The organism is Parvimonas sp. KA00067 (assembly GCF_001553085.1).
In the GTDB taxonomy this organism is placed as follows: domain Bacteria; phylum Bacillota; class Clostridia; order Tissierellales; family Peptoniphilaceae; genus Parvimonas; species Parvimonas parva.
Genome location: NZ_KQ960145.1, coordinates 126,263 through 149,948 on the forward strand (window position 1 = coordinate 126,263; position 23,686 = coordinate 149,948).

Sequence of the window (23,686 nt, forward strand, 5' to 3'; positions counted from 1 at the left end):
CCTATTTCTTTTTCCAAGTTGTTGATGAAAATAATACTAATATAGGGAATATTTCAAGCCTTCCTGCAAGCATTGCTAAGGATAAAACTATCTTATTGAAATAAGTAAGACTTGCATAATTTTCTGTAGGTCCTACAATTCCAAGTCCCGGTCCTATATTATTAAATGTCGCCATTACAGCTGAAAAAGCGGTTATAAAATTTGGAACTGTTAAAGAAATCAAAATTGTAAAAATTATTATTAAAAATATATAAATTACAAAATAACTCTTTACCTCTTCCAAAACTTCATTTCCAACATGTTTGTTATCTACTTTTACACTTAAAACTCTTTTAGGATTTATAGCTTTTCTAAATTGTAAAATAGATGACTTTACCAAAATAATAAATCTGGATATTTTAAGCCCACCTGCAGTTGATCCTGCACAAGCACCTGTAAACATCAAGAACAATAATATGGCATGAGAAAAAATCGGCCATTTTCCAAAGTCAGCAGTAGCATATCCGGTAGTTGATATTATTGAAGAAACTGTAAAAAATATGTCCTTTATAGCAGTAAGATATGAAGTATAATTATGTCTTATATTGAAAAATATTAAAACAACACTTCCAAAAACTATAAGCAAATACCATCTTAATTCTTCACTCTTAAATCCATCTCTCACTTTTCCTATTAGAATAACATAATATAAATTAAAATTAATCCCGAATATTATCATTGCAGTTGCTAAAATCATTTCAACTGCCGGACTATTATAATATGCAATTGAATTAGCTTTTATTCCAAAACCGCCTGTTCCTGCCGCTCCGAAAGCATGAACAAAAGAGTCAAAAACAGGATGACCAGCTAAAATTAACACAATTATTAAAATGCCTGTCATAGCAAAATAAATTTTATATAAAAGTCTGGCAGTATAACTCACTTTTGCAACAAATTTCCCAAAAACAGGTCCCGGAACTTCTGCTTTCATAATATGAGAATTTCTATTTGAACGAGGTAAAATTGCAAGTGCAAAAACTAAAATTCCCATTCCTCCAATCAAATGTGTAAAACTTCTCCAAAATAATATTGAATGACTAACTTCTTCAACATTTGTCAAGATGCTGGCTCCGGTAGTTGTAAATCCACTTGAAGTTTCAAAAAATGCGTCTATAAAATTTGGTATTGAACCTGAAAAAACAAACGGCAAAGCTCCGAAAGCTGATAAAAGTATCCAAGATAATGAAACTATTATAAAGCCCTCTTTTTCATAAAAAGCACCACTTGCATCAGATTTATATCCTAACAAATAACCACTTAACAATAATAAAAATATTGTTACTAAAAAGCTTAAAACATTGCTATAATTTTCTCTATATATAAAAGAAACTATAATAGGTAAAAGTAAAAATCCTGCCTCAATATATAAAATCTTACTTAAAACATATCTTATAATCTTATTATTCATAATACACCTAAACTAAAATACAATCTATATTTTGTATCAAATTTGCCTTTGAAATTATTATTACAGTATCTCCAACCATTATAGAATCTTCTCCGGTTGGAAAAATCAATTTATTCTCTCTGATTATATATGCTATAAGTACATTGTCCTTTATATCCAAATCTTTTAAAGGAATGTCTATAGCTTTAGTTTTTTTATTTATTTTTATTTCAACAGCCTCAACATTATTAGATAGTCTATGTAATGTTTCTATATTTGAACCTTCACTGTTAATAATTGATCTGACTACACTTATTATTATATCTGAAACTAATTTTTTAGGTGTAACAAAAGAAAAAGTATCTGTTGGCGAAATTATATTTAAAAGAGAAATTCTACTGACTTTTGCTATTGATTTTTTAACATTAAGTTTTTTAGCAAACATTCCTAACATAATATTTTCTTCATCAATTCCTGTTAATGCTACACAAGCGTCATAATTCTTCAATCCTTCTTCATCTATAACATCGGAATCTGAACCGTCTGCACAAATAACTTTCACTTTTGAAGGAAATTTCTCACTAAATGAAGTTGCTACTTCTCTATTAACTTCAACTAATTTTACCTTTATATTTTCCTTAATTAAATTAGATATTAAATAATAGGAAATTCTGCTACCACCTATTATAAAAACAGATTCTATTTTTTTATCTCCAATTTTTAACATATTATAGAATTTATAAACAAATTCATCAATTCCTGTAAAATGGACTTTGTCTCCTTCTCTTATAACAAATTCTCCTGAAGGTATAAAAATTTCATCATGTCTCTCAACAATTCCAATTAAAATTTTTATATTAAATTTTTGTTGTAAATCCTTAATTTTAACATCTTTTAAAGGACTATTTTCTCCAACTGAAATTCCTATAAGCTTTACTCTGCCATCAACAAAAGTTTCAACTGAATGAGCAAAAGGATACTTTAATCCTCTAGAAATTTCTCTGGCAGCAACAAATTCCGGATTTATTACTAAATCAATCCCCAATACATCTTTAACAAAATCATATTTAGCATAATATTCAGGATTTCTAACACGAGCTATAGTATATTTTGCACCCAAATTTTTTGCGAATATACAAGATATAATATTTACTTCATCACTATCAGTAACGGAAATAAAAATATCACTATCTTCAACTCCTGCTTCATCTAAAACCTCATAGTTTGTTCCGCTTCCAAAAATTCCCATAATATCATATTTAGATAACATCTCATTCAATATTTCTTGTTTTTTTTCTATTAAAATAATATCATTATCTTCTATATTCAAATCAGTAAATAAGTACTCTCCAACCTTACCTGCTCCAACAATTATAATTTTCATAAATACCTCCAATTCATAGTATATCATATTTTTTAAAAACTTCAATAGAAACGAAATCATTATAAAAAATATTCATTTGTTGATATTAATTATTAAAGTTTTAAAGGCTTTTCTGGGGGTAAAATAGAGTTGTAAAACAAATATGTTTTTTAATATTATTTAAATTTTAGGAGGAATAAAATGGCATTTGAATTAGTAAAATTAAATTATGCTTATGACGCATTAGAACCAGTAATTGATAAGGAAACTATGGAAATTCATCATAGTAAGCATCATCAAACTTATGTAAACAATTTAAACAACTTAATCAAAGATACAGTTTTTGAAGAAGCTACTCTAGTAGAAATCTTAACTCACTTAGAACATGCTCCGGAAGATAAGAAAAACGGAATTAGAAATAATGTTGGTGGAGTTTTCAACCACAACTTATTCTGGGAAAGCATGACTCCGGGTGGATCAAAAGAACCTGTTGGAGAAGTTGCTAAAAAAATAGCAGAAAAGTTTGAAAGTTTTGAATCTTTCAAAGAAGAATTTAACAAAAAAGGTGCCGGACAATTCGGTTCAGGTTGGGTATGGCTTGTAGCTGATAAAGATGGAAATATTGAAATAGTTTCAACTCCAAATCAAGATTGCCCTATTACTTGTGGAAAAATTGTTCTTTTAGGAAATGACGTTTGGGAACATGCTTATTATTTAAAATACCAAAACAGAAGAGCTGAATACTTAAAAGAATGGTGGAAAGTTGTAAACTGGGATATAGTTGAACAAAGATACCAAAATGGAATGAAAGAAACTTGTTCTTGTGGTTGTGGCTGTGGTTGCTAATTAAATATTGTATATTAAAAGAGATTTCAAAAAATGAAATCTCTTTTTTTAATGTAAATTATTCCTCTTAATCAATAATTTCTTCTTTCAATTCTGGACTATTAAGTTTCTTTTTATAAGTTGAATATGTAAAAATATCCTGCTATAAAAATCAAAACAGCCCCAAGAGTTGGATAAAGACATAATGTAAAACTCTTATTCCATATTTTATCAAAATTTTTTAAAACAAAAAAACATAGAACGACCCGGAAGTTTATTTGAAACTCTATTTGCAAAATCAATAATTTCTGCAACATACAAAATCAATGAACATATAATTGATGCGAAAAGAACGACAAAAATAGATAATTTTTTAACATCGCTTGGTGAGTTTATATTCTCTAAATACATAGTATCACTCATTTATGTAATAATTTCACTGTAATTTAATAATTCATTACTTAATAATACACTATGTATTTATGAATAATTCAAAAGTTTAAAAAAACTTTTAAAATATGATAAAATATATCTATATAAAAATCTAGGAGAATAAAATGAAAATAGCTTATATATTTTTTAATGGTGTACTTTTAGGAAAAGAAAAATTTTTCAAAAATTTTTTCAAAGAAAATAATGGAGATATTTTCTGTGCAGATGGTGGTGCAAATCTTTGTTATGTATTAAAATTAATTCCTAATGAAATTTGGGGCGATTTAGATTCTATTGATAAAAATATTTTAAAATTTTATGAAGAAAAAAATGTAATCATAAAAAAATTTCCAAAAGATAAAGACTTTACAGATTCAGAATTAATCTTAAACAGTATAAAAGAAAAAAGTTATGATAAAATATATTGTATTGGAGCTTTAGGTGGAGATATAGACCACGAGCTTACAAATATAAATTTAATGTTTAAATACGATAACCTGTATTTTCTAAAAGAAAATGAAATACTTTTTAAAATTGAAAAAGAATTTGAATTTAAAAATTTAAAAGATACAAAAATTTCATTTATTCCATTTTCAGAAAAAATTGAAAATTTATCTTTAAACGGTTTTAAATATAATGTTGAAAATATTACTCTTAAAAAGGGAGATTCCCTTTGCATTAGCAATATTATAAAATCAGATTTTGCAAAAATAATTTTTGAAGAAGGAAAAATTTTATGTGTGATAAAAAATTTACCTTTCCATAATGATTAGCATCTGGTGAATTTAAAAAAATAATTTGATATTTATTATTAAATATATTTACTTTTTAAATTTTTTGGAGTATAATGTAGTTGTAGCATAAGATAAAATGTTATGCAAAAAAATTATATTTTAAAAGGGGATTAAATTATGGCTTTTACTACAATTCTTGTCGGAAAAAATGTTAGCTTTGACGGTTCAACTATGGTTGCTCGTAACGAGGACTCTCCGTCAGGTCAATTTTGTGAAAAAAAATTCATCGTCGTTCACCCAAATGAACAACCTGTAAAATACAAATCAGTTCTTTCTCATGTTGAAATTGATTTACCTACTAATCCTATGCGTTACACTTGTATGCCTAATGCAGTCGATAACAACGGAATTTGGGGAGCTTGTGGAGTTAATGAATTAAATATTTCTATGTCTGCAACTGAAACTCTTACTTCAAATGAAAGAGTTCTTGGCGCTGACCCACTTGTAGAATTCGTTCCGGCAGTTGGAAAAGAAGGAGATGAAAATTACATTCCTGAAAAAGTTGGTGGAATTGGTGAAGAAGATATGGTTACCTTGGTTTTACCATATATCAAATCTGCTCGTGAAGGTGTAATTAGACTTGGAGAAATTTTAGAAAAATATGGAACTTATGAAATGAATGGTATCGCATTCCAAGATGTTAATGAAATTTGGTGGTTAGAAACTATCGGAGGTCATCATTGGATTGCAAGACGTGTTCCTGATGATTGTTATGTAATTATGCCAAACCAACTTGGACTTGATCATTTTGATTTAGAAGATGCTTTTGGCGATCAAAAAGAATATATGTGTTCAGCCGATTTAAAAGAATTCATAAATAGATACCACTTAAACCTTTCTATTGATGGAGTTTTAAATCCAAGAGATGCTTTTGGTAGTCATTCAGACGCCGACCATACTTACAATACTCCAAGAGCTTGGATATTACAACGTTATTTCAACCCAAGCACAAATTATTGGGATGAAATGGACGCAGACTATGTTCCTGAATCTGATGATATTCCTTGGTGCAGAACACCTGATAAGAAAATAACTGCTGAGGATATTAAATATGCACTTTCTCATCATTTCCAAGGAACTCCTTATGACCCATACGGAAAGTTCTCAGATGAAAAAGGTAAATTTAGACCGATTGGAATTAATAGAAATAACTTCTTAGGACTTGTTCAAATAAGACCTGATATGCCTGAAGAAATTAGAAGTATCGAATGGCTTTCACTTGGTTCAAATGTATTTAACGCAATGATTCCTTTCTATGTAAATATAGATAAAACTCCAAAATATCTTGCAAATACAACTGGAACAGTTACAACAGAAGATTTCTACTGGACAAATCGTTTAGTTGGAGCTTTGGCAGATGCACATTATGCATCTTGCAGTTCACATATTGAACGTTACCAATTAGCAATTCAATCAAAATGTACTGAAATTTTAAATAAATATGATAATGAGTTTTTAAGTGGAAAAGTTTCAAAAGAAAATGTGGTTGCATTCTGCGAAAAAGCTAACGAAGAAATCGCAACTGAACTTAGAAAACAAACAATCGACCTACTAAGCAAAGTGCTTTACACAGCAAGTTGTGAAATGAAAAATGGTTTCTCAAGGTCAGATGCTTAAAAATTTGAAATTTAAAGGGAGTATTATTTTACTCCCTTTTTCTTTTTACCTTTTTTGCTATTTTTATTAATCTCTTTTTTCAATTCTTCCCTTTGTTTTTTAAAATAATCTAAAATACTGAATAATTTCAAAATTAAAATCATGGAAATTAAAATTTTTTCAAAAATTCCAAACTTAAAAAATATTAACATTGCAATACAAATCGAAACTATCAGTACATTTATGATTAAATTAAACTTTTTACTTGCTAGTATATTCATAATATCTCCTTTTTTTAAAATCAGCTAAAGTATATCACTTAGAGGCTTTATTGTCAATTTAATTATATTAATGTATAATATCTATATCAAACAAATTCGGAGGTTTTTATGGATAGAAATTATGTTACAAATTTATTAGAAGAATTGCTAAATATTTACAGTCCGACAGGAGATACTGAAGATGCAATTCGTTTTATGGAAGAAAAATTTAAAGAATTAAATATTCCTACAAGAAGAACAAACAAAAATGCTTTAATCGCTACAATCGAAGGAGAAGAAAAAGAGGCTATAACTTTTTCAGGACATGTTGATACATTGGGCTTAATGGTTAAAGAAATAAAATCAAACGGACGTTTAGCTTTTAGTTTAGTTGGTGGTTTTTCTCCAACAAGTGTTGAAACTGAAAATGTATTTATAAAAACTTATGACGGAAAATTAATTCCAGGAACTGCACTTTACAACGAGGCGTCAGTTCACGTTTATGATACTACAACAACAGCAACTCGTTCAATCAAAAATATGGAAATCAGAATTGATGAAGACGTTAAGACAGCAGAAGATGTAAAAAAACTTGGAATTTCTGTTGGAGATTTCATCTGTCTTGACCCAAGATGCAGAATTTATGAATCAGGATTTATTAAATCAAGACATTTAGACGACAAGGCTTGTATAGCGAGTATGATGGGACTTGCAAAACATATTGTAGAAAATAAAATCAAATTAAAAAATACAATTAACTTCTTCGTAAGCAATTACGAAGAAATCGGACATGGATCAAGTTTCATTCCAGAAAATACTGTTGAATTCTTCGCTGTAGATATGGCAGCTCCGGGAGTCGGACAAGCATCAGACGAAAAAGCTGTAACAATCTGTGCAATGGATTCCTCAACACCTTATGACTTAGGAATGAGAAACAAATTAAGAGCTATTGCTGAAAAAAATAATATCGATTATAGAATCGACATTTACCCACATTACGGCTCAGATGCAACGGCTGCACTAAGAGCAGGACATGATATTCGTTGTGCTTTAATCGGACCAGGAGTTGACGCAAGCCATAGCTATGAAAGAACTCATATACTAGGAATAGAAAACACATACAGATTAATGTTAGAATATTTATTAAACAGATAATTCAAAAGGCTATTGAAAACTCAATAGCCTTTGTTGTTTATTAGTCTGCTTTTACGTCTGTCCAAATGTTGTCGTACTCTTTTACAAAGTCTGATGGGTCTTTGAATACTTCCATTTTTTTGAAATATTCATCATCTATTTCAGATATTGATTTTACCAATTCATTTTCACCTATTACTTCTTGATTTGGAACGGCATAATATGTGTATTCCATATTTTTTTTCAAAATTTCTTTTCTGATTAAGAAATCAATTAGCTTATGTGCGTTTTCTTTATTTTTAGAATCTTTTAAAATTACCATTGAGTCAAACCAAAGGTTAGTTCCCTCTTTTGGTGTTACATAACAAAACTTTTCATCTGAATCTAAAAGTTCTGTCGCATCTCCTGAGTACATAACTGCAATTCCTGCATTTTCAGCTAACATATTATCTCTTGTTTCGTCAACAAGATATGCAAGTATGGATTTTTTTTGTTCTATTAAATCTTTTTTTGCAATTTCTAATTCTTCTTTATTTCTTGAGTTCATTGAAAAGTTGTTTTTCAAAAGAGCAACTGCTAAGCTATCTCTTGAGCTATCTAACATAACAATTTTATCTTTATGTTTTTCACTCCACAAATCACTCCAAGAAGTAATCTCTCCGTCAACTAAATTTTTATTATACAAAATTCCCAAAGTTCCCCAATACATAGGAACTGAATATTTTGATTCAGGGTCATAATTTTTATTCAAAAACTTTTCATCAATATTTCCATAATTTGAAATTTTGCTCTTATCAATCGGTTCAAGCATATCTTCCTTAATCATTTTTTCAATCATATAATCAGAAGGAACAACTATATCGTAATTACTTCCTCCTTGCTTTATCTTTAAGTACATATCTTCATTGGTAACAAAAGTTTCGTAATTAACTTTTATACCTGTTTCTTCTGTAAATTCATCTAAAACTTCTTTGTCGATATATTCTCCCCAGTTATACATATTTACAACATTACCTTCTCTTTTACTGCAAGAGGAAAGTAAAAAAATCATACAAAATGAGAAAAGTATTTTTAAAAATAAATTTTTTCTAATCATATAGTACACCGTCCTCGCTTTTCTTATTTATGATAAGTAAAAGAACAAGCATTGCAATAAACATTAATGTTGATAATGCATTTATTGAAGGATTGATTCCTTTTCTTGCCATAGAGTAGATTTGTGTACTCAAGTTTACAACACCATTTCCACTATTAAAATACGCAATAACGAAATCATCTAATGAAAGTGTAAACGCAAGTAAAGCACCGGCAAAAACTCCCGGCTTTATCTCTGGTAAAATCACCTTTCTTAAAGCATAAAAAGGTGTAGCACCCAAATCCATTGCAGCCTCAGGCAAAAACTTATTCATCTGTTTCATCTTAGGATAAACGGATAATATTACATAAGGCGTTGCAAGAACGATATGTGATAAAAGCAATGTTGAAAAACCATAGTCAATATTAAATACCTTATACAGTACCATAAGAGAAATAGCTATTACTATATCCGGATTTAAAACCGGAATATAGTTAAGATTTAAAACTACAAACTTTTCACTTTTTTTCATATAGTATATCCCGATAGATGCAACTGTTCCTATGAATGTTGCTATTATTGTAGTCAAAACAGCAATCAAAACTGTGTAATAAAGAGCGGATAAAACTTCTCTATCATTAAACAATTCAACATACCATTTAAATGTTACCCCGGTAAAAGAACCACGAAGTTTAGAATCATTAAATGAATATAATATAAGCACAAAAATTGGCGCATATATAAATAAAAATACTAATGAAATATAAAATTTCCTAAATTTATTTCCCATTTTCCACCTCTTTTGAATACTCTGGGTCAAACTTATTCATAACGAAAAGTGAAACTAAAATCATAACCAAAAGTACCATACTCATAGCTGACCCAAAATTCCAATTTCCTGTTACTCTAAATTGTTGTTCTATTATATTTCCTACTAAATTTTCCTTGTTTCCACCCAAAAGAGCAGATATTTCAAAAGTTGAAATCGCAGGAATAAAAACCATAGTTATCCCTGTAATAACTCCCGGCAAACTCATTGGAAAAATCAATTTTGTAAAAGTCTTCACCCTATTTGCACCTAAATCGTGAGATGCCTCAATATAGTCCTTATCAATCTTAATTAAAGTTGTATAAATAGGTAAAATCATAAAAGGTAAAAAGTTATAAACCATACCTATTAAAATTGACGTATTTGAATACATAAGATTTAATGTTGGCAACCCAAAGAATTTTAAAATAGAGTTTAAAAGACCGTTTTTACTTAAAATGCTAATCCAAGAATAAGTTCTAAGTAAAAAGTTCATCCACATTGGAATTACCACCAACAAAATCATCATATTTCTAGTTTTTAATTTAAACTTTGTTATAAAATATGAAAAAGGATAGCCGATTAAAAGACATAAGATAGTGGATAATACAGCCATTCTTAAAGACCTTAACAAAACTTTTAGATAAGTAGGATTAAAAAATCTTTGATAATGTTCCATTGAAAAAATAAAATTTTCTCCACCATAGTCAAGGGAATACTTTGCTATGAAAACTAGAGGAACAACAATAAAAATTACTAACCATACAACGTATGGATATGCAAACCTCTTAAATTTCATCTATACTTCTTTCGCTCCTTTTTTCATAATATGAATATTATCAGGTGTAACTCTAAGTCCAACCTTTGAACCAATAGGTTTGTTAATTGTTGAATGCACCATATATTCAAAGCCATCAACTTCTACTAAAATCTCGTAGTGAACGCCTTTAAAAATTTCAGATTTTACAACACCAACCAACATTCCGTTTTCTTCATCAACAAGTTCTAAATCTTCAGGACGAATTACTACATCAATTTCTTCATTTGGTAAAAATCCTTTATCAACACATTTGAATTTTCTATTTGAAAAACTAACAACAAAATCTTCATTCATAACTCCGTCTAAAATATTACTTTCACCAATGAATGATGCTATAAATGCATTTTTAGGCTCATTGTAAATATCTATCGGAGTTCCAACTTGTTGAATTTTACCGTCATTCATAACTACAATTGTATCACTCATCGTAAGAGCCTCTTCTTGGTCATGAGTTACATAAACGAATGTAATTCCAACTCTTTTTTGAATATTCTTAAGTTCAACTTGCATATCTTTTCTAAGTTGTAAATCCAAAGCACCAAGAGGTTCGTCTAAAAGTAAAACTTTAGGCTCATTTACTAAAGCTCTTGCTATTGCAATTCTTTGTTGTTGTCCACCACTTAAAGATAAAATAGACCTTTTTTCATAACCTTTTAAGTTTACAAGTCTTAACATTTCCTTTACTTTTTCATTAATAATACTTTCAGACATTTTCTTTATCCTAAGACCAAAAGCAATATTTTCATAAACATTCATATTTGGAAAAAGAGCATATTTTTGGAAAACTGTATTTATATTCCTTTCATAAGGAGGAACATTTGAAATATCTTTCCCCTCAAATAAAATTTTTCCACTTGTTGGAATTTCAAATCCTCCGATAAGTCTTAAAGTTGTAGTCTTTCCACAACCTGAAGGTCCTAAAAGAGTTAAAAACTCCTTATCTCTGATATATAAATTTATATCGTCAAGAACAATATTATCTCCAAAACTTTTATTTATATTAACTAACTCAACTGCATGATTTCCCATAAATACCTCCTAAAAACTTGGTGGATTTGTAATCCATAACACCTTAGATTCTTTTTTAGACAAATTCACTATACTTCTTTCAAATTGTCCACTTGTATAAAAACATTCACCCTCTGTTAAAACATAAACCTTAGTTCCAAGATGAAGTTCAACTTTTCCCTTCAAAACATATCCAAACTCCTCACCCTCAAAAGGCTCGTAAGTTCTTGAAAAACTTTTATTTTCATTCAAAGTTATAATTATTGGTTCCATTGCGTTTTTTTGTGCATTTGGAACAATCCACTCTAATTTACTATTTCCATTTTCAAAAATTGTTTCAAAAGCATCAATTTTTTGAAAAACAATTTTTTCTTCCTTTTCTTCTTTAAAAAAGTCAGAAATATTTGTACCAAGAGCCTCCAAAACATCTTCCAAAGAACTGATTGAAGGAGAAGTAAGTCCTCTTTCAAGCTGAGAAATAAAGCCTTTTGTAAGCTCTGCTCTCTCTGCAAGTTCTTCTTGAGTAAGTCCTAAAATGGTTCTTAAATTTTTTATCTTTTCACCAATATCCATTTTTATTCCCTCTCTTTTATAACACTATATTAAACAAATAATATCTCTATATTAAACAATAAATATTATATCACAAATAAATCTTTATTCAATAGATTTTTATTAAAAATTTAAAATTTTTTACAATTTTTTTAAAATATTAAACAAATTTTTTTAATTTTTTTCTAATGCCATAATTAAAAATCATTATCCCCCTAACACTCCACAATGTTTTTACACAAAAAAAGAGCTTTGAAAACTCAAAGCTCTAATTATATACATATTAACTTGCCTTTAAACTCACTTGTGATGTTAAAACATCAAAATAAGAATATGAAACAGTTCTTTTTTTTTGTTCCTCTGTTTCAACCTCAACAGTAAAAAACGATGTAAACACATCTTCAATTACTCCCTTAATCTCAACATATTCTTCTTTACTTCTTCTTATAGTAAGCGATACCTTTCTCCCAATGTTGTTTCCCAAAACTTTTTTAATCATTGCTAACTTTTCTTTTGTATTCATAACAGCACCGTCCTTTTATATATTATACCATAAAAAATAATTTAAGTCAAATTAATTTAAATAGATAAAATATTTGAAAAATTTTAGCAACATTTTTTTCTAAACATAATGTAAAAATTTATCCAATTTTTCATTTTCCAAAAGTAACAAAGTATATTTTAAACTTTATTGTGTGTAGGAATAGTATATATTTTGTTTGTTGCTAAAGTTAGGACTAGATTGACACATTTGCTATGCAAACGGCTCAACATGACACATCAGGAGCTTTAATCATCAAAGTGCTATGATGTTAAAAATTTTTTAATTCTAAAGGTAGTATTTTTTTACTTCTTAACTAACTTTTTATCCATAACAACATAAATCTCGTCTGAAATTTCTTCATAAAGCAAATCGTGAGCAATTAGAATTATTATGCTATTTTCTTTTTCTTCTTTAAGAAAATCTCTTAATATTACCTTTGAATCAACATCTAAATTAGCTGACGGTTCATCAAGTAGAACAATATTCTTGCCTTGCATAAATGTTCTAATCAAAAATAGTTTTTGCCCTTCTCCAAGCGAAAGATTTGCAGGGTTTGTTTTTACTTCATAATTTTCGTCCTTTGCATTAAATCTTTTTAAAAGATTTCTCATTTTTGAAAGCTCTTCTTCACTCTCTGTTTCAGACAAAATTATATTTTCTCTAACACTTCCGTTAAATAACATTGCCGGGTTATAAAGATATGAAATTTCTTCTTTTTGATTTTCTGCTATTCTAAAATATCCACACTTTTCTTTAATTTGATTTACAGAATAAACTCCTGCCAGTAAATTTAAAAGTGTAGTTTTCCCTGTTCCGTTATCTCCCTTTAGTATGTAAAGCCCATTTTTAGAAATTGTAAAATCATCTATTTTAAATAATAACTCATCATTTGCATTTGTAATTTCAACATTTTTAACTTCTATCGGATTTTCTTGTTTTACAAAAAGTTTTGAATAATTATTTTCTTCATTTTCATAATTCAAAAAATTTCTAATTCTTTCAAAACTTGCTACAGAAGAATTTGCATTTGCCTTTAGATTTGCAATAGAAGTTATAGGAGTGTAAATCATCTGTGCGTATTGCAAAAACATAATCAAAGTTCCTATCGTAAAAATTCCTCTATGTACAAAACTTGCACCCAAAATCAAAACTATAAAAGGACTAAGAGTTGAAATAAATTTTGGAAATTCCATATTTAAAATTAAAAATTTATGCTTTGTACCTGTAATATTCCAACGTTTTTCTGCTATATAATTAAATTTCTTAAAAAACAAGCCCCAAGCCTTAAACAACTCAATACTTGTTTTTTTATAAACAACATCTTCTTCTTGTTCAAAAATTTTGTCATTTAATTTCATCTCTTCACTTGCAAGTTTTTCCATTCGATTTTTATTAAAATAATTTCCAAGATAATAAATCGGTATTAATATAAAAGTTATTATTGCAAGTATGTAATTAATTTTTATCAGTATAAAAGCTACTAATAAAATCTTTATAGAATCCACTACTAAATCTATTTTTAAATTAATATATGTATAAATTACAGCTATATCATAATTCAAAAGATTCAACACCTTTGCCTTATTCATATCTTCATAGTCCGGTGTATTTATCGTAGAAATCTTTTTTACAATTTGTTTTTGATATTTTAAAGCAGTTTTATTACAAAATATCTGATTTAAATAATCACATAAATAACTGATTCCATGAACAAAAACTGCAAACAAAATTATCCCAATTATGTACAAATACAATTTTTCAGTCTTTATCTTTCCTACATTATCAAGTACATACCTAAAAATATATGGAAAAACAAGAGAAATCAGATAAACTATAAGCGAAAAAGCACAAAGAAAAATCACATAAGACCTTTTCAACTTAATCGGTAAATCAAATTTAGAATTTTTCATAAAAACCTCCACAAACGTTTTTTATTGATTAGATTATACTCCAAAAACACAAAATAGTAAATAGTTTTGTATATTATATTTTGTATAATATAAATTTTAAAATACTTGGTCTTTACTAAAATTTACAACAATAAAGAAGTATTAAAAATACTCCTTATTCTTAAAGTTTTATATATTCTATTTTATTTCTTTCTAACAGTTCGATTGCATATTCGTCCATTCTGTAACTATTTTCGTAATAGATTTTTGAAATTCCTGCTTGTATTAATGCTTTTGTACAATTTAGACATGGAAAATGTGTTACATAGCAAGTGCAACCTTTTACTTTTATTCCCTCTCTTGCACAATATAAAAGTGCATTTTGTTCTGCGTGTATTGTTGCAATACAATGTCCGTCCCTCATTGTATGTCCAACTTCATCGCATTGTGGATTTCCTGAGATTGAGCCGTTATATCCGGTTGAAACAATTCTGTTATCTTGATTAACCAAGACGCAACCAACATAGGCTCTGTCGCAAGTACCTCTTGTAGCAACCATTCTTGCCAAATCCATAAAATATTCTTCCCAAGGTTTTCTCATAACTTCTCCTAACCTTTCCCAAAAAGTTTTTTTTCGATTTCTTCTAATTGAAATATTGTTTTATCATCTAAAGTGTTTAGATAACTTTTGTTTTTAACTCTGTTTTTATTTTCGTATCTATTCATTTTGTTTTTTAAATTTTCATATCTGAATAGAAGTTCTTTGCTCGTTAAAACAACTCCTCCTCTTTGTGTAACGAGTTTTTGAATAAGAGTGTCATCTGTTCCAACTGAAACTAAAATCTTTCTGCCAAGCTCGTCTAATTTTTTTTCAATATATTGGTCTGCTGTTTCATTCTGTTTTGTATAGACAACTTCAATTCCTTTTATTATTTCCGAGCTTGCTTTAAAATTAATTTTATATGCATCAAAAACAAGTAGCAAATCTATTCCTGTAAGTTTTGAAAATTCTCCCATATCGTAAATTAATTCATTTCTTGCATTTTCAAAACTTAGTTTTAGAAATGGAATATATTTTTCCCAAGCGTTTAAAATATTGTAACCATCGATTATGATTAATTTTTTAGTTTTCATCTCTCTGTCTTAAAGCCTCATAAACTAAAATCGCACAGGCATTTGATGCGTTAAGGCTTGAAACTTTACCTTTCATTGGAAGTTTAGTTAAGAAGTCGCATCTTTTTCTTATAAGTTGTCCTATTCCCTTTCCTTCATTTCCAATTACTATTGCAATATTTCCTTTAAAGTCCATATCCGTATAAGTTTTTTCCGCCTCTCCACAAGCTCCGTAAATCCATATATTTTCTTTTTGTAATTTCATAATCGTATCTGCAATATTTGAAACTTTTGCTATTTTCATATGATTTATTGCTCCGGCTGAAGATTTTTGAACAACTGAGGTTACCGGTGCTTGATTTCTCTTTGAAACTATAATTCCATGAACTCCTGCTCCCTCGCAAGTACGAATTATCGCTCCAAAATTATGTGGGTCTTCGATTTCATCAAGAATTACTAAAAACAAATCTTCGTTTTTATCTCTTGCACTTTGTAAAATTTCTTCAACACTTGAATAGTCGAAACTTGAAACTAAAGCGCAAACTCCTTGATGAACAACTCCCTCTGACATATTTTCCAATTTATATTTATCAATTTCTGAAATTAATATTCCATTTGCTTTTGCTTTTCCAATTATTTTATTTATAGAGCCTTTTAAATCTCCCTTTAAGATATAAATCTTTTCTACTTTTCTATCACTTTCCAATGCCTCTAAAACAGCATTTCTTCCAAATATATAATCGCTCATACTACACCCTTTTCCAAACGACACCATTTCTAGTATCTTTTAATTCAATATTCATTTCTTTTAAAATATCACGAATTTCATCTGCTCTTTTAAAATCTTTATCTTTTCTGGCTTGTTGTCTTTCTTCAATTAACTTTTCAACTTTTTCATCTAAGTTATCATCTTCCTCTTTATATAAAAGTCCTAAGATTGACGCAAAGTCTGAAAGTAATTTAAATGCTCCTCTAACTACTTTCAAATCCGTATTTTCATCAAAAGTATTTGTATAACGAATAAGTTCAAAAATTTTAGAAATTGCATCTGATGTATTCAAATCATCGTCCATACAATTTAAAAATTCATTTTTAAGCTCAACTAACTTAGAAATATCTCCGTCTTCTTTTTCTTCACAAATTTCCAAGAGTCTTTCGATATGTTCTTTTCCATTATACATTCTTTCAAGACCGTTTTTAGTTTGCTCCATAACTTCTCTACTAAAATTAAGTGGATTTCTGTAATGAGTTGAAAGAATCCAAAGTCTTACAACTTCAAGAGAAAATTCTTTTTGAATTTCCTTTATCGTAAAGAAATTGCCCTTTGACTTACTCATCTTTACATTATCAACATTTATCATTCCGTTATGCATCCAGTAGTTAGCAAAAGTTTTGCCATTACAACATTCTGATTGTGCTATTTCATTTTCGTGATGAGGAAATTGTAAATCTTCTCCACCTGCATGAATATCAATAGTATCGGCAAGTAATTTTTTCGCCATAACCGAACATTCCAAATGCCAACCCGGTCTACCAAGACCCCATGGACTTTCCCAAGCAGGTTCACTTTCTTCTTTACGTTTTTTCCAAAGTGCAAAGTCTAGTGGATTTCTCTTTTCATCAGAAATATCTATTCTTGCTCCAGCTCTTAAATCGTCAATATTTTTTCTTGATAATTTTCCATAATCTTTTACTTTTGTAATGTCAAAATAAACATTACCGTCAACATTATAAGCAATGTCTTTTTCTTCAAGAGTTTTTATAAATTCAATCATATCTTCGATACATTCAGTAGCTCTTGGGTGAATAGTATGACTTTCAAACAAGTTTAAAGCAATACTATCTTCAAGGTATGCATCAATATATTTTTTTGTAACATCTGTAAATGCAATATTTTCTTCCCTAGCTTTATTTATAATCTTATCGTCAATATCTGTAAAGTTGCTAACAAATTTAACGTCATATCCAAGATATAACAAATATCTTCTAAGAGTATCATAAACAATCATCGGTCTTGCATTTCCAATGTGAATATAGTTATAAACCGTTGGACCACAAACATAAATCAACGCTTTATTCGGATTAATCGGTTTAAAATCTTCTTTTTTTCTAGTTAATGTATTATAAATTTTCATTTCACACCTCTGTTTAAATATTATAAAAAATCGCCCCTTGAAAAACAAGAGACGAAAAAATTCCGCGGTTCCACTCTATATTGAAAACTCCACTTAAATTGCTATAAAGTCGCAAACAATATACTCCAAGGGTGCACCTTCAACACGATGTCTTTCACCACATAACACCTCTCTAAAAACCGTTGTTTCTCTCCCTCTTCAATGTATATATTCTATTGTTAATAGAATACTAAATTATTCAAAAAAAGTCAATAATTTAAGTTTAATTTTTCCTAATCATTTCTTCTTTTATTTTCAATAGCAAGTCAACTCTATCTGTTATGATTCCGTCAACTTTTTTATCTATCAACATTCTCATTTCTTCTTCTGTATCTATTGTCCAATAACAAACAGCCATATTATGTCTATGAATTTTGTAAATTAAATATTTTGTATCCAAAGGAAGTTTTTCAAATCTTGGAATCATCATTGCATGAGTATTAAACTTTTTAAAACCATCATATCCGAAATATGAAGAATAAACAACCTCTTTAGTCTTTTCTATAGAGCCTGAAATGATTATTTCTCCATGACTGATTTTTCTTAAATGTTTAAGATTTTCTTCATTAAAGCTGGAGAAAATTACATTTTTCTCTAACTTATATTCCTTAACAAATTTATATAAAAGCTCTGCTGACTTTATTCCGTTTTCTCCGTCATCTTTAATGTCGATACTATAAACAACATTATCTCCAAACTTTCTAAAAAAATTTGAAACTTCCATTGGATAAAGACCGTCAACTCTATTTTCAACATAAGGAACATTTCCGTTAATGTCTTTAAATCTGTAACCAAAATTAAATTCTTTTATTTCATCATAAGTATAGTCAATTACTTTTCCCGTTCCGTCAGTCGTTTCATCAATATCTTCATTATGTTGAGTAATTATCTTGCCGTCCTTTGTAAGTCTTATATCCGTTTCAAAAGCATCAACTCCCATAGCAAAAGAATTTACAAAAGCAAGTTCAGTATTCTCAGGAAATAAATTGCTTGACCCTCTATGTGCAAATACAAGAGGAAATTTTCCGTTTCTAAAAACTTTTCTAGCCTTTCTTTCCTTTTTAAAAGTAAATACTTGTAAAAATAAATAAATTACTAAAATTAAAAATAAAGCACTCCATAAAAATAAATTCATAAAAACCTCCTTAAAACGATTTTTTTATATATAGTAATTATATCATATTTTTCTATTATGTGATATAATTATTGTGATTTAGTTTTAATTAAAATTATTAAACAGAGGGTGGTGTTTATGTTAAAAGATTTTTTTGGAGATAAAAAATATTTTCTAAGAACTATTTTTTATATTCTTCTTGGCGACTTGATTTGCTCTTTCGCCGTTGTTAAATTTTTAGTTCCGGCAGGACTACTTTCAGGAGGTCTCGGTGGTATCGGACTTATGATTGAATATTTGACAGGCCTACCTACCGGTATTTCAGTTTTCATCTTAAATTTACCGATGATGATCGTTGGAGCATTCTTTTTAAATAAAAAATTTATGACCTACGCATTTTTATCAACTTTCATTTATTCATTTATATTAATTGCTATGCGTCATATTCCATTGGATTTTAAACTTAACAATAATATGTTGTATGCAATTTTTGGTGGCTTTGTAAATGGTGTTGGAATGGGGATTTTATTCAAACACGGCGCTTGTCAAGGTGGACTTGATATTCTTGCAACTATTTTTAAAACAAAACTAAATGTAAATATCGGTTCATCACTAATGGCAATAAATGCAATTATAATTGGAATAGCATCATATATCTTCAGTCTTGAAAGAGGACTTTTGACTATCGTGTCAATGTATGTTGCATATAAAATGTTAGATAAAATTCAAATGGGTTTTGGAGATACAAAACAAATTATGATTGTAACCTCAAAGCAAAGAGAAGTTACAGATAGAATCTTATCAGATTTACATAGAGGTGTTACACTTCTTCATGGAGAGGGTGCATTTACACATAAACAACAAAATGTAATATATTGTATCGTTAGTACAAGACAAGTTGTAACTATTAAAAAAATACTGGACGAAGTTGACCCGACTGCGTTTTTAATAATATCAGAGGCCTATGAAGTAAAAGGTCGTGGATTTAAAGCACAAGAAATTTAGGAGGATTTTATTTTGAAAAAGATTTTAACATTTAATGAACTTAAAGAAATAGCAAAAAAAATAGCAATGGATGACGACAGAGTTGAAAAACTATACATAGAACAACTTGAAACACAAAGCATGTCCAGCGATGTAAACTTTTTTAATATCTTGTATTTAGTAAAAGATTTATCATTTGACGATACAGCACTTGAATTTATTCAATGTTTCGGCGATGTACTAACTATGTTTGAAAATACTGAAAATGAAAAAGTAATAGAATACAAAATAATTTACGAAAACTTTACACAAGGAATTTTTAGAATTATATCAAAAAAAGATATTGAAACTTTAAAAGACCTTGAAGAAAAATATATTTGTGTACTTAACAAAGATGAAAATCAAAAAGCAGGCATATACATTGAAAAAAATATTCATAAAATCACAGAAGATGAATTTTTAGAAAATACTTGTTCATTTTTCTGGAATGTTTTAAAATTCGGAAACAAATTATGCTCAAAAGAAATTTTAAATATCGCTGAAGAATACAGAGAAATCTTAGCTCTATTAGATGAACATTTAAAACATTATGTACTATCTGAAAACAAATATATTATAGACCTTGGAAAAGAAAATAAGTTGGTATTCAATTATGTAGAAACAGAAATTTTTGAAAAATATCTAACTTGCTACTCAAAACTAGAGTTAGATTCACTTTGGGTCGCACTATTCAATATCTGCGGACTATTTAGACGACTTTCACTACAAATAGCAATAAACCTAAGATTTGAATACGCAAAAGAATTAGATAGAGATACAGTAACACATTTAAGAGAGTTAAAACAAAAAGCAAACAATAGATAGAACAACAAAAGTGCATCTTTCGATGCACTTTTTATATCTAAATATTTAATTTTAGTTTTAGCAAAATCCAAATTTCTTTACACTTGAACTTCAATTTTAGTTTTTGTAAATTTATCAAGTCAATACCTTTAGCATACTTTAAGCTAATTACCGATATATTTTATTCTATCAACAACCCTCTACTTTCATATTCTATACATACATTATTTATGATAAATCTACAACCACAACTGTTTGTAATATCTTTTGTGCCTATATTACTTCACATTGTATCCTGTGTAATTCATATTCAACTAATCTTTTTTGTTTAATACTACCCTTATAAACAATCACCTTCAAATATTGAAATACTTAAAAATCTTTCATTTTAAAATATTTTTATATTCTATTTACATATTAGTTCTATCATCATACAACTTAACACAGTGATTTTTTAGATTAGTTTTTCTTTTTTGTTTCTAACTTTAAAATTACACTTTACCAATCTATCTGTTCACAAAATCTATTAACTGTTTTTTAAGTTGCTGGAATCGTAAGTTTTTACTAAAAACAAACTATTCAGCAACTCTTGCGAAATTGTTTTTAATATTTTCATTGGTCTTACCTCCAGTTTCAAACTATTTAACGCGTCATCTTGTTTGATTAACTACATTATACACTATTAAATTATATTTGTCAACACTTTATTGTGATTTTTTTTAATTTTTTTCACTTTTTTTACATTTTTTTGAAAATTTTTAGAATATTTTCATTTTTTATGTTTTTTTCTTATTTTTTTAATTAATTTTTTACAATAAAAAAGCAGTTTAAAAGTTTTAGACTAACTCCAATACTGCTTTGTTTTTTTATTTATTAGTAAATAATACCACAATTGCTAAAATGGATAATATTATTGTTACTAATAAAAGTAATAATATTTTTTTGTTAGAAATTTTATTATTATCATCTTTATTTAGAAAACTATTAAGTCCAAATGTAAAAATATTTAATAATAACAATGCATGCAATAAGCTTCTTCCTTCATCATAACCAATTTTCCCAGAAATACTTAATATAAAGAAAATAGCTAGTAAAATATTAATTACAATAGCAGCAATAATATTTAATTTTTTAAAATTCATAATTCGCTCCTTTCATTTTTGAAGAAATTTATATTATTTGTATTATTCATCATTTATATTTTTTTACTTTATTTTTTTACTAAATTCATTATCCAATATAAAAAATATTTGTAACTTTTTGTAAACTCTTTATTTTCCTTATTATCTTAAATTTTTTCTTTCAAGCTCCAAAAGTTTTTGTTTTATTTCAATTCCACCTGCATAGCCAACAATTTTTCCATTACTTCCTATCACTCTATGACAGGGAATTAAAATCGGCAATTTGTTTCTATTATTCGCCCCACCAACAGCTCTTTGTGATTTCTCATTTCCGATTTTTTTAGCTATATCTTTGTAACTGCAAGTCTTTCCATAAGGAATTTCCATTAAAGCCTGATAAACTTTAATAGAAAACTCTGTTCCATTTAGTTCAAAAGGAAATGTAAAATTTTTTCTCTTCCCACAAAAATATTCTTCCAATTCTTTTTTAGCAAGTTTTAAAATTTCAGTTTTGGGATTAATATTTTTTTCATTCTTTACAAATTTAATCTCAATTACTTTATTTTCTTCTTCAATTATTTTTATCTTTCCAACTAAAGAATCAAAAACTGTATAATTCATAAATTCTCCTATTTATTTAAGTTTAAAGCTATATATAATTTTTTAAATAATAAATTCAACAAATACGAACTTATTATTGTTAATCCAAATAGAGTTAGAAGATAAACTATATCTACTTTTAAATATAGAGCTAATATTCTCATAACAAGTCCATGAATCATATACATTTCAAAAGAAATCTTTCCTAAAAAAGATAATACTCTATTTCTTATCAAAACAAATTTAGAATAGACCTTACTACTTTCTGCAATGAAATTCACATTGTATTTCCCAATGGATTTTGTTTTTTTATAGTAAAAACTTTTATGAATTACAAGTTCTCTAAAATTGATCTTCTTTGAAATTAATAATATCATGATTATAAAATTCAAACAAAGAATATTTTGAATAATTGCATAATTAGAATATATTCCCATCTTTGAAAACATATTAATAATATTATACTCTCTATTATTGGCTATATAGAATGACCAAATAGATATAATCAACAGTATTTTATAAAAATGAGTACTTAACACTCTTTTAATTTTTTCTTCAAATATTTCAAAATACATTCCAAATATCATACCTATCATACTGTTATACCACCAAATTCCAAAGCCTATTCTTTTTAAAACAAAGATATAAACAAATATCAAAAATGAGAAAATAAGATATGATATTTTTATATTTTTGAAAAATTTAAAACTAAAGTAAAATATTAGATATATTACTAATATGGAATTTAGATACCAACCATTATTTATTATAGATGATCCACTTTTATATACATTAATTATTGAACTTATAGTATATGCTTTATGGAAAATCAAAATATTTAAAACTATATAAATAATAGTTACTATAAATATTGGTAATAACAATTTAAAAAATCTCTTTTTAAAAAATCCTTTTAAATATTTTTCTCTATTAAGATTTACCTGTTTAGTCATTCCATAAGCAGAAATAAAGAAAAATACACTAACAGCATACATTCCAAAATTTGCAAAGTAATGAATTATTGGTAAATTATTTTCCACTTGCGAAACATGATGTAAAATTACTATAATCGAAAAAATTCCTTTAAACACTAAAGTATCTTCCTTAGACATCAAGTCATAATCTCTATTTGGTATAAACATAATTATAAAAGGTAAAATTAAAAAAATTATTTTAATCATAAATCCTCCATTTTTATAAAAAAGAGATAA

The 23,686-nt window shown here is 27.7% G+C and carries 25 protein-coding genes; 6 read left to right on the forward strand and 19 right to left on the reverse strand.

Going from position 1 to position 23,686, the window contains the following annotated elements; translation table 11 throughout:
* Window position 1: 1 nt before the first annotated feature.
* A complete protein-coding gene (locus HMPREF3181_RS02555; protein ID WP_068472669.1) occupies window positions 2-1,447 on the reverse strand; it encodes a TrkH family potassium uptake protein in 1,446 nt (481 codons plus the stop codon).
* A gap of 7 nt (window positions 1,448-1,454) precedes the next feature.
* Complete coding sequence (gene trkA / locus HMPREF3181_RS02560) at window positions 1,455-2,810, reverse strand: Trk system potassium transporter TrkA (protein WP_068472675.1); 1,356 nt, start codon at window positions 2,808-2,810, stop codon at window positions 1,455-1,457.
* Between the two features lie 180 nt (window positions 2,811-2,990).
* Here trkA and HMPREF3181_RS02565 point away from each other — a divergent pair, with 180 nt between their 5' ends.
* A complete protein-coding gene (locus HMPREF3181_RS02565; RefSeq protein ID WP_068472681.1) occupies window positions 2,991-3,635 on the forward strand; it encodes a superoxide dismutase in 645 nt (214 codons plus the stop codon).
* A 210-nt stretch (window positions 3,636-3,845) separates the two neighbouring features.
* Here the strand turns inward: HMPREF3181_RS02565 and HMPREF3181_RS02570 are convergent, their stop codons facing one another.
* A complete protein-coding gene (locus HMPREF3181_RS02570) occupies window positions 3,846-4,025 on the reverse strand; it encodes a hypothetical protein (protein ID WP_068472686.1) in 180 nt (59 codons plus the stop codon).
* Between the two features lie 146 nt (window positions 4,026-4,171).
* On the opposite strand from HMPREF3181_RS02570, the gene HMPREF3181_RS02575 reads away from it, so the two are divergent.
* Together HMPREF3181_RS02575 and HMPREF3181_RS02580 are read left to right on the forward strand one after the other, a co-directional pair.
* Window positions 4,172-4,819: a thiamine diphosphokinase gene (locus HMPREF3181_RS02575; RefSeq protein ID WP_068472688.1), complete on the forward strand. Its 648-nt coding sequence runs from the start codon at window positions 4,172-4,174 to the stop codon at window positions 4,817-4,819.
* Between the two features lie 138 nt (window positions 4,820-4,957).
* On the forward strand, window positions 4,958-6,457 hold the full coding sequence (locus HMPREF3181_RS02580) for a C69 family dipeptidase (RefSeq protein ID WP_068472689.1): 1,500 nt from the start codon (window positions 4,958-4,960) through the stop codon (window positions 6,455-6,457).
* Window positions 6,458-6,480: 23 nt separating this feature from the next.
* On the opposite strand, the gene HMPREF3181_RS02585 is transcribed toward HMPREF3181_RS02580, so the two are convergent.
* The gene (locus HMPREF3181_RS02585) at window positions 6,481-6,717 is read right to left on the reverse strand and encodes a hypothetical protein (RefSeq protein WP_068472690.1); all 237 of its coding nucleotides are present in this window, start codon (window positions 6,715-6,717) and stop codon (window positions 6,481-6,483) included.
* Between the two features lie 108 nt (window positions 6,718-6,825).
* Here HMPREF3181_RS02585 and HMPREF3181_RS02590 point away from each other — a divergent pair, with 108 nt between their 5' ends.
* Window positions 6,826-7,851 carry a M42 family metallopeptidase gene (locus HMPREF3181_RS02590; RefSeq protein ID WP_068472691.1) on the forward strand — a complete coding sequence of 342 codons (1,026 nt, stop codon included), beginning with the start codon at window positions 6,826-6,828 and terminating at the stop codon, window positions 7,849-7,851.
* A gap of 40 nt (window positions 7,852-7,891) precedes the next feature.
* Here HMPREF3181_RS02590 and HMPREF3181_RS02595 read toward each other — a convergent pair whose 3' ends face one another.
* The 12 genes from HMPREF3181_RS02595 to HMPREF3181_RS02650 all read right to left on the reverse strand — a co-directional run bounded on the left by HMPREF3181_RS02595 (window position 7,892) and on the right by HMPREF3181_RS02650 (window position 18,948).
* On the reverse strand, window positions 7,892-8,926 hold the full coding sequence (locus HMPREF3181_RS02595) for an ABC transporter substrate-binding protein (protein ID WP_082713875.1): 1,035 nt from the start codon (window positions 8,924-8,926) through the stop codon (window positions 7,892-7,894).
* Entirely contained in the window at window positions 8,919-9,695 is a 777-nt protein-coding gene (locus tag HMPREF3181_RS02600) for an ABC transporter permease (RefSeq protein WP_068472693.1), read from the reverse strand. The genes HMPREF3181_RS02595 and HMPREF3181_RS02600 overlap by 8 nt, the downstream gene beginning before the upstream one ends.
* Window positions 9,685-10,512: an ABC transporter permease gene (locus HMPREF3181_RS02605; RefSeq protein WP_068472695.1), complete on the reverse strand. Its 828-nt coding sequence runs from the start codon at window positions 10,510-10,512 to the stop codon at window positions 9,685-9,687. The genes HMPREF3181_RS02600 and HMPREF3181_RS02605 overlap by 11 nt, the downstream gene beginning before the upstream one ends.
* Window positions 10,513-11,562 carry a spermidine/putrescine ABC transporter ATP-binding protein gene (potA, locus tag HMPREF3181_RS02610; protein ID WP_068472697.1) on the reverse strand — a complete coding sequence of 350 codons (1,050 nt, stop codon included), beginning with the start codon at window positions 11,560-11,562 and terminating at the stop codon, window positions 10,513-10,515.
* 9 nt (window positions 11,563-11,571) lie between these two features.
* Window positions 11,572-12,114 (reverse strand): helix-turn-helix domain-containing protein, encoded by a 543-nt coding sequence (locus HMPREF3181_RS02615; protein WP_068472699.1) that lies wholly within the window; start codon window positions 12,112-12,114, stop codon window positions 11,572-11,574.
* Window positions 12,115-12,376: 262 nt separating this feature from the next.
* A complete protein-coding gene (locus tag HMPREF3181_RS02620) occupies window positions 12,377-12,616 on the reverse strand; it encodes a Veg family protein (protein ID WP_068472702.1) in 240 nt (79 codons plus the stop codon).
* A gap of 323 nt (window positions 12,617-12,939) precedes the next feature.
* Window positions 12,940-14,547: an ABC transporter transmembrane domain-containing protein gene (locus tag HMPREF3181_RS02625; RefSeq protein ID WP_068472704.1), complete on the reverse strand. Its 1,608-nt coding sequence runs from the start codon at window positions 14,545-14,547 to the stop codon at window positions 12,940-12,942.
* A 160-nt stretch (window positions 14,548-14,707) separates the two neighbouring features.
* The gene (locus HMPREF3181_RS02630; RefSeq protein ID WP_068472707.1) at window positions 14,708-15,127 is read right to left on the reverse strand and encodes a deoxycytidylate deaminase; all 420 of its coding nucleotides are present in this window, start codon (window positions 15,125-15,127) and stop codon (window positions 14,708-14,710) included.
* Between the two features lie 8 nt (window positions 15,128-15,135).
* Window positions 15,136-15,660: an NYN domain-containing protein gene (locus HMPREF3181_RS07480; protein WP_082713876.1), complete on the reverse strand. Its 525-nt coding sequence runs from the start codon at window positions 15,658-15,660 to the stop codon at window positions 15,136-15,138.
* A complete protein-coding gene (rlmB, locus tag HMPREF3181_RS02640) occupies window positions 15,650-16,387 on the reverse strand; it encodes a 23S rRNA (guanosine(2251)-2'-O)-methyltransferase RlmB (RefSeq protein ID WP_068472708.1) in 738 nt (245 codons plus the stop codon). The genes HMPREF3181_RS07480 and rlmB overlap by 11 nt, the downstream gene beginning before the upstream one ends.
* Window position 16,388: 1 nt before the next feature.
* The gene (gene cysS, locus HMPREF3181_RS02645; protein WP_068472710.1) at window positions 16,389-17,774 is read right to left on the reverse strand and encodes a cysteine--tRNA ligase; all 1,386 of its coding nucleotides are present in this window, start codon (window positions 17,772-17,774) and stop codon (window positions 16,389-16,391) included.
* A 262-nt stretch (window positions 17,775-18,036) separates the two neighbouring features.
* Entirely contained in the window at window positions 18,037-18,948 is a 912-nt protein-coding gene (locus HMPREF3181_RS02650; protein WP_068472715.1) for a glycerophosphodiester phosphodiesterase, read from the reverse strand.
* A 117-nt stretch (window positions 18,949-19,065) separates the two neighbouring features.
* Here HMPREF3181_RS02650 and HMPREF3181_RS02655 point away from each other — a divergent pair, with 117 nt between their 5' ends.
* Together HMPREF3181_RS02655 and HMPREF3181_RS02660 are read left to right on the forward strand one after the other, a co-directional pair.
* Window positions 19,066-19,932 (forward strand): YitT family protein, encoded by an 867-nt coding sequence (locus HMPREF3181_RS02655; RefSeq protein ID WP_068472716.1) that lies wholly within the window; start codon window positions 19,066-19,068, stop codon window positions 19,930-19,932.
* A gap of 12 nt (window positions 19,933-19,944) precedes the next feature.
* A complete protein-coding gene (locus HMPREF3181_RS02660; protein ID WP_082713877.1) occupies window positions 19,945-20,775 on the forward strand; it encodes an aminoglycoside 6-adenylyltransferase in 831 nt (276 codons plus the stop codon).
* A gap of 845 nt (window positions 20,776-21,620) precedes the next feature.
* Here HMPREF3181_RS02660 and HMPREF3181_RS02665 read toward each other — a convergent pair.
* The 3 genes from HMPREF3181_RS02665 to HMPREF3181_RS02675 form a co-directional block, all read right to left on the reverse strand.
* Window positions 21,621-21,896 carry a hypothetical protein gene (locus HMPREF3181_RS02665; protein WP_068472718.1) on the reverse strand — a complete coding sequence of 92 codons (276 nt, stop codon included), beginning with the start codon at window positions 21,894-21,896 and terminating at the stop codon, window positions 21,621-21,623.
* A gap of 141 nt (window positions 21,897-22,037) precedes the next feature.
* The gene (locus HMPREF3181_RS02670; RefSeq protein ID WP_068472719.1) at window positions 22,038-22,496 is read right to left on the reverse strand and encodes a methylated-DNA--[protein]-cysteine S-methyltransferase; all 459 of its coding nucleotides are present in this window, start codon (window positions 22,494-22,496) and stop codon (window positions 22,038-22,040) included.
* A gap of 8 nt (window positions 22,497-22,504) precedes the next feature.
* Window positions 22,505-23,656 carry an acyltransferase family protein gene (locus HMPREF3181_RS02675; protein WP_068472720.1) on the reverse strand — a complete coding sequence of 384 codons (1,152 nt, stop codon included), beginning with the start codon at window positions 23,654-23,656 and terminating at the stop codon, window positions 22,505-22,507.
* Between the last annotated feature and the right edge of the window lie 30 nt (window positions 23,657-23,686).

Bases quoted from the DNA above. Each gene is read 5' to 3' on its own strand.
- HMPREF3181_RS02555 (WP_068472669.1), bottom strand. From the start codon at position 1,447: ATGAATAATAAGATTATAAGATATGTTTTAAGTAAGATTTTATATATT.
- HMPREF3181_RS02650 (WP_068472715.1), bottom strand. From the start codon at position 18,948: ATGAATTTATTTTTATGGAGTGCTTTATTTTTAATTTTAGTAATTTAT.
- HMPREF3181_RS02675 (WP_068472720.1), bottom strand. From the start codon at position 23,656: ATGATTAAAATAATTTTTTTAATTTTACCTTTTATAATTATGTTTATA.
- potA (WP_068472697.1), bottom strand. From the start codon at position 11,562: ATGGGAAATCATGCAGTTGAGTTAGTTAATATAAATAAAAGTTTTGGA.
- HMPREF3181_RS02590 (WP_068472691.1), top strand. From the start codon at position 6,826: ATGGATAGAAATTATGTTACAAATTTATTAGAAGAATTGCTAAATATT.
- cysS (WP_068472710.1), bottom strand. From the start codon at position 17,774: ATGAAAATTTATAATACATTAACTAGAAAAAAAGAAGATTTTAAACCG.
- HMPREF3181_RS02565 (WP_068472681.1), top strand. From the start codon at position 2,991: ATGGCATTTGAATTAGTAAAATTAAATTATGCTTATGACGCATTAGAA.
- HMPREF3181_RS02595 (WP_082713875.1), bottom strand. From the start codon at position 8,926: ATGATTAGAAAAAATTTATTTTTAAAAATACTTTTCTCATTTTGTATG.
- HMPREF3181_RS02655 (WP_068472716.1), top strand. From the start codon at position 19,066: ATGTTAAAAGATTTTTTTGGAGATAAAAAATATTTTCTAAGAACTATT.
- trkA (WP_068472675.1), bottom strand. From the start codon at position 2,810: ATGAAAATTATAATTGTTGGAGCAGGTAAGGTTGGAGAGTACTTATTT.
- HMPREF3181_RS02615 (WP_068472699.1), bottom strand. From the start codon at position 12,114: ATGGATATTGGTGAAAAGATAAAAAATTTAAGAACCATTTTAGGACTT.
- HMPREF3181_RS02605 (WP_068472695.1), bottom strand. From the start codon at position 10,512: ATGAAATTTAAGAGGTTTGCATATCCATACGTTGTATGGTTAGTAATT.
- HMPREF3181_RS02585 (WP_068472690.1), bottom strand. From the start codon at position 6,717: ATGAATATACTAGCAAGTAAAAAGTTTAATTTAATCATAAATGTACTG.
- HMPREF3181_RS02670 (WP_068472719.1), bottom strand. From the start codon at position 22,496: ATGAATTATACAGTTTTTGATTCTTTAGTTGGAAAGATAAAAATAATT.
- HMPREF3181_RS02630 (WP_068472707.1), bottom strand. From the start codon at position 15,127: ATGAGAAAACCTTGGGAAGAATATTTTATGGATTTGGCAAGAATGGTT.
- HMPREF3181_RS02665 (WP_068472718.1), bottom strand. From the start codon at position 21,896: ATGAATTTTAAAAAATTAAATATTATTGCTGCTATTGTAATTAATATT.
- HMPREF3181_RS02625 (WP_068472704.1), bottom strand. From the start codon at position 14,547: ATGAAAAATTCTAAATTTGATTTACCGATTAAGTTGAAAAGGTCTTAT.
- HMPREF3181_RS07480 (WP_082713876.1), bottom strand. From the start codon at position 15,660: ATGAAAACTAAAAAATTAATCATAATCGATGGTTACAATATTTTAAAC.
- HMPREF3181_RS02580 (WP_068472689.1), top strand. From the start codon at position 4,958: ATGGCTTTTACTACAATTCTTGTCGGAAAAAATGTTAGCTTTGACGGT.
- HMPREF3181_RS02620 (WP_068472702.1), bottom strand. From the start codon at position 12,616: ATGAATACAAAAGAAAAGTTAGCAATGATTAAAAAAGTTTTGGGAAAC.
- rlmB (WP_068472708.1), bottom strand. From the start codon at position 16,387: ATGAGCGATTATATATTTGGAAGAAATGCTGTTTTAGAGGCATTGGAA.
- HMPREF3181_RS02570 (WP_068472686.1), bottom strand. From the start codon at position 4,025: ATGTATTTAGAGAATATAAACTCACCAAGCGATGTTAAAAAATTATCT.
- HMPREF3181_RS02600 (WP_068472693.1), bottom strand. From the start codon at position 9,695: ATGGGAAATAAATTTAGGAAATTTTATATTTCATTAGTATTTTTATTT.
- HMPREF3181_RS02575 (WP_068472688.1), top strand. From the start codon at position 4,172: ATGAAAATAGCTTATATATTTTTTAATGGTGTACTTTTAGGAAAAGAA.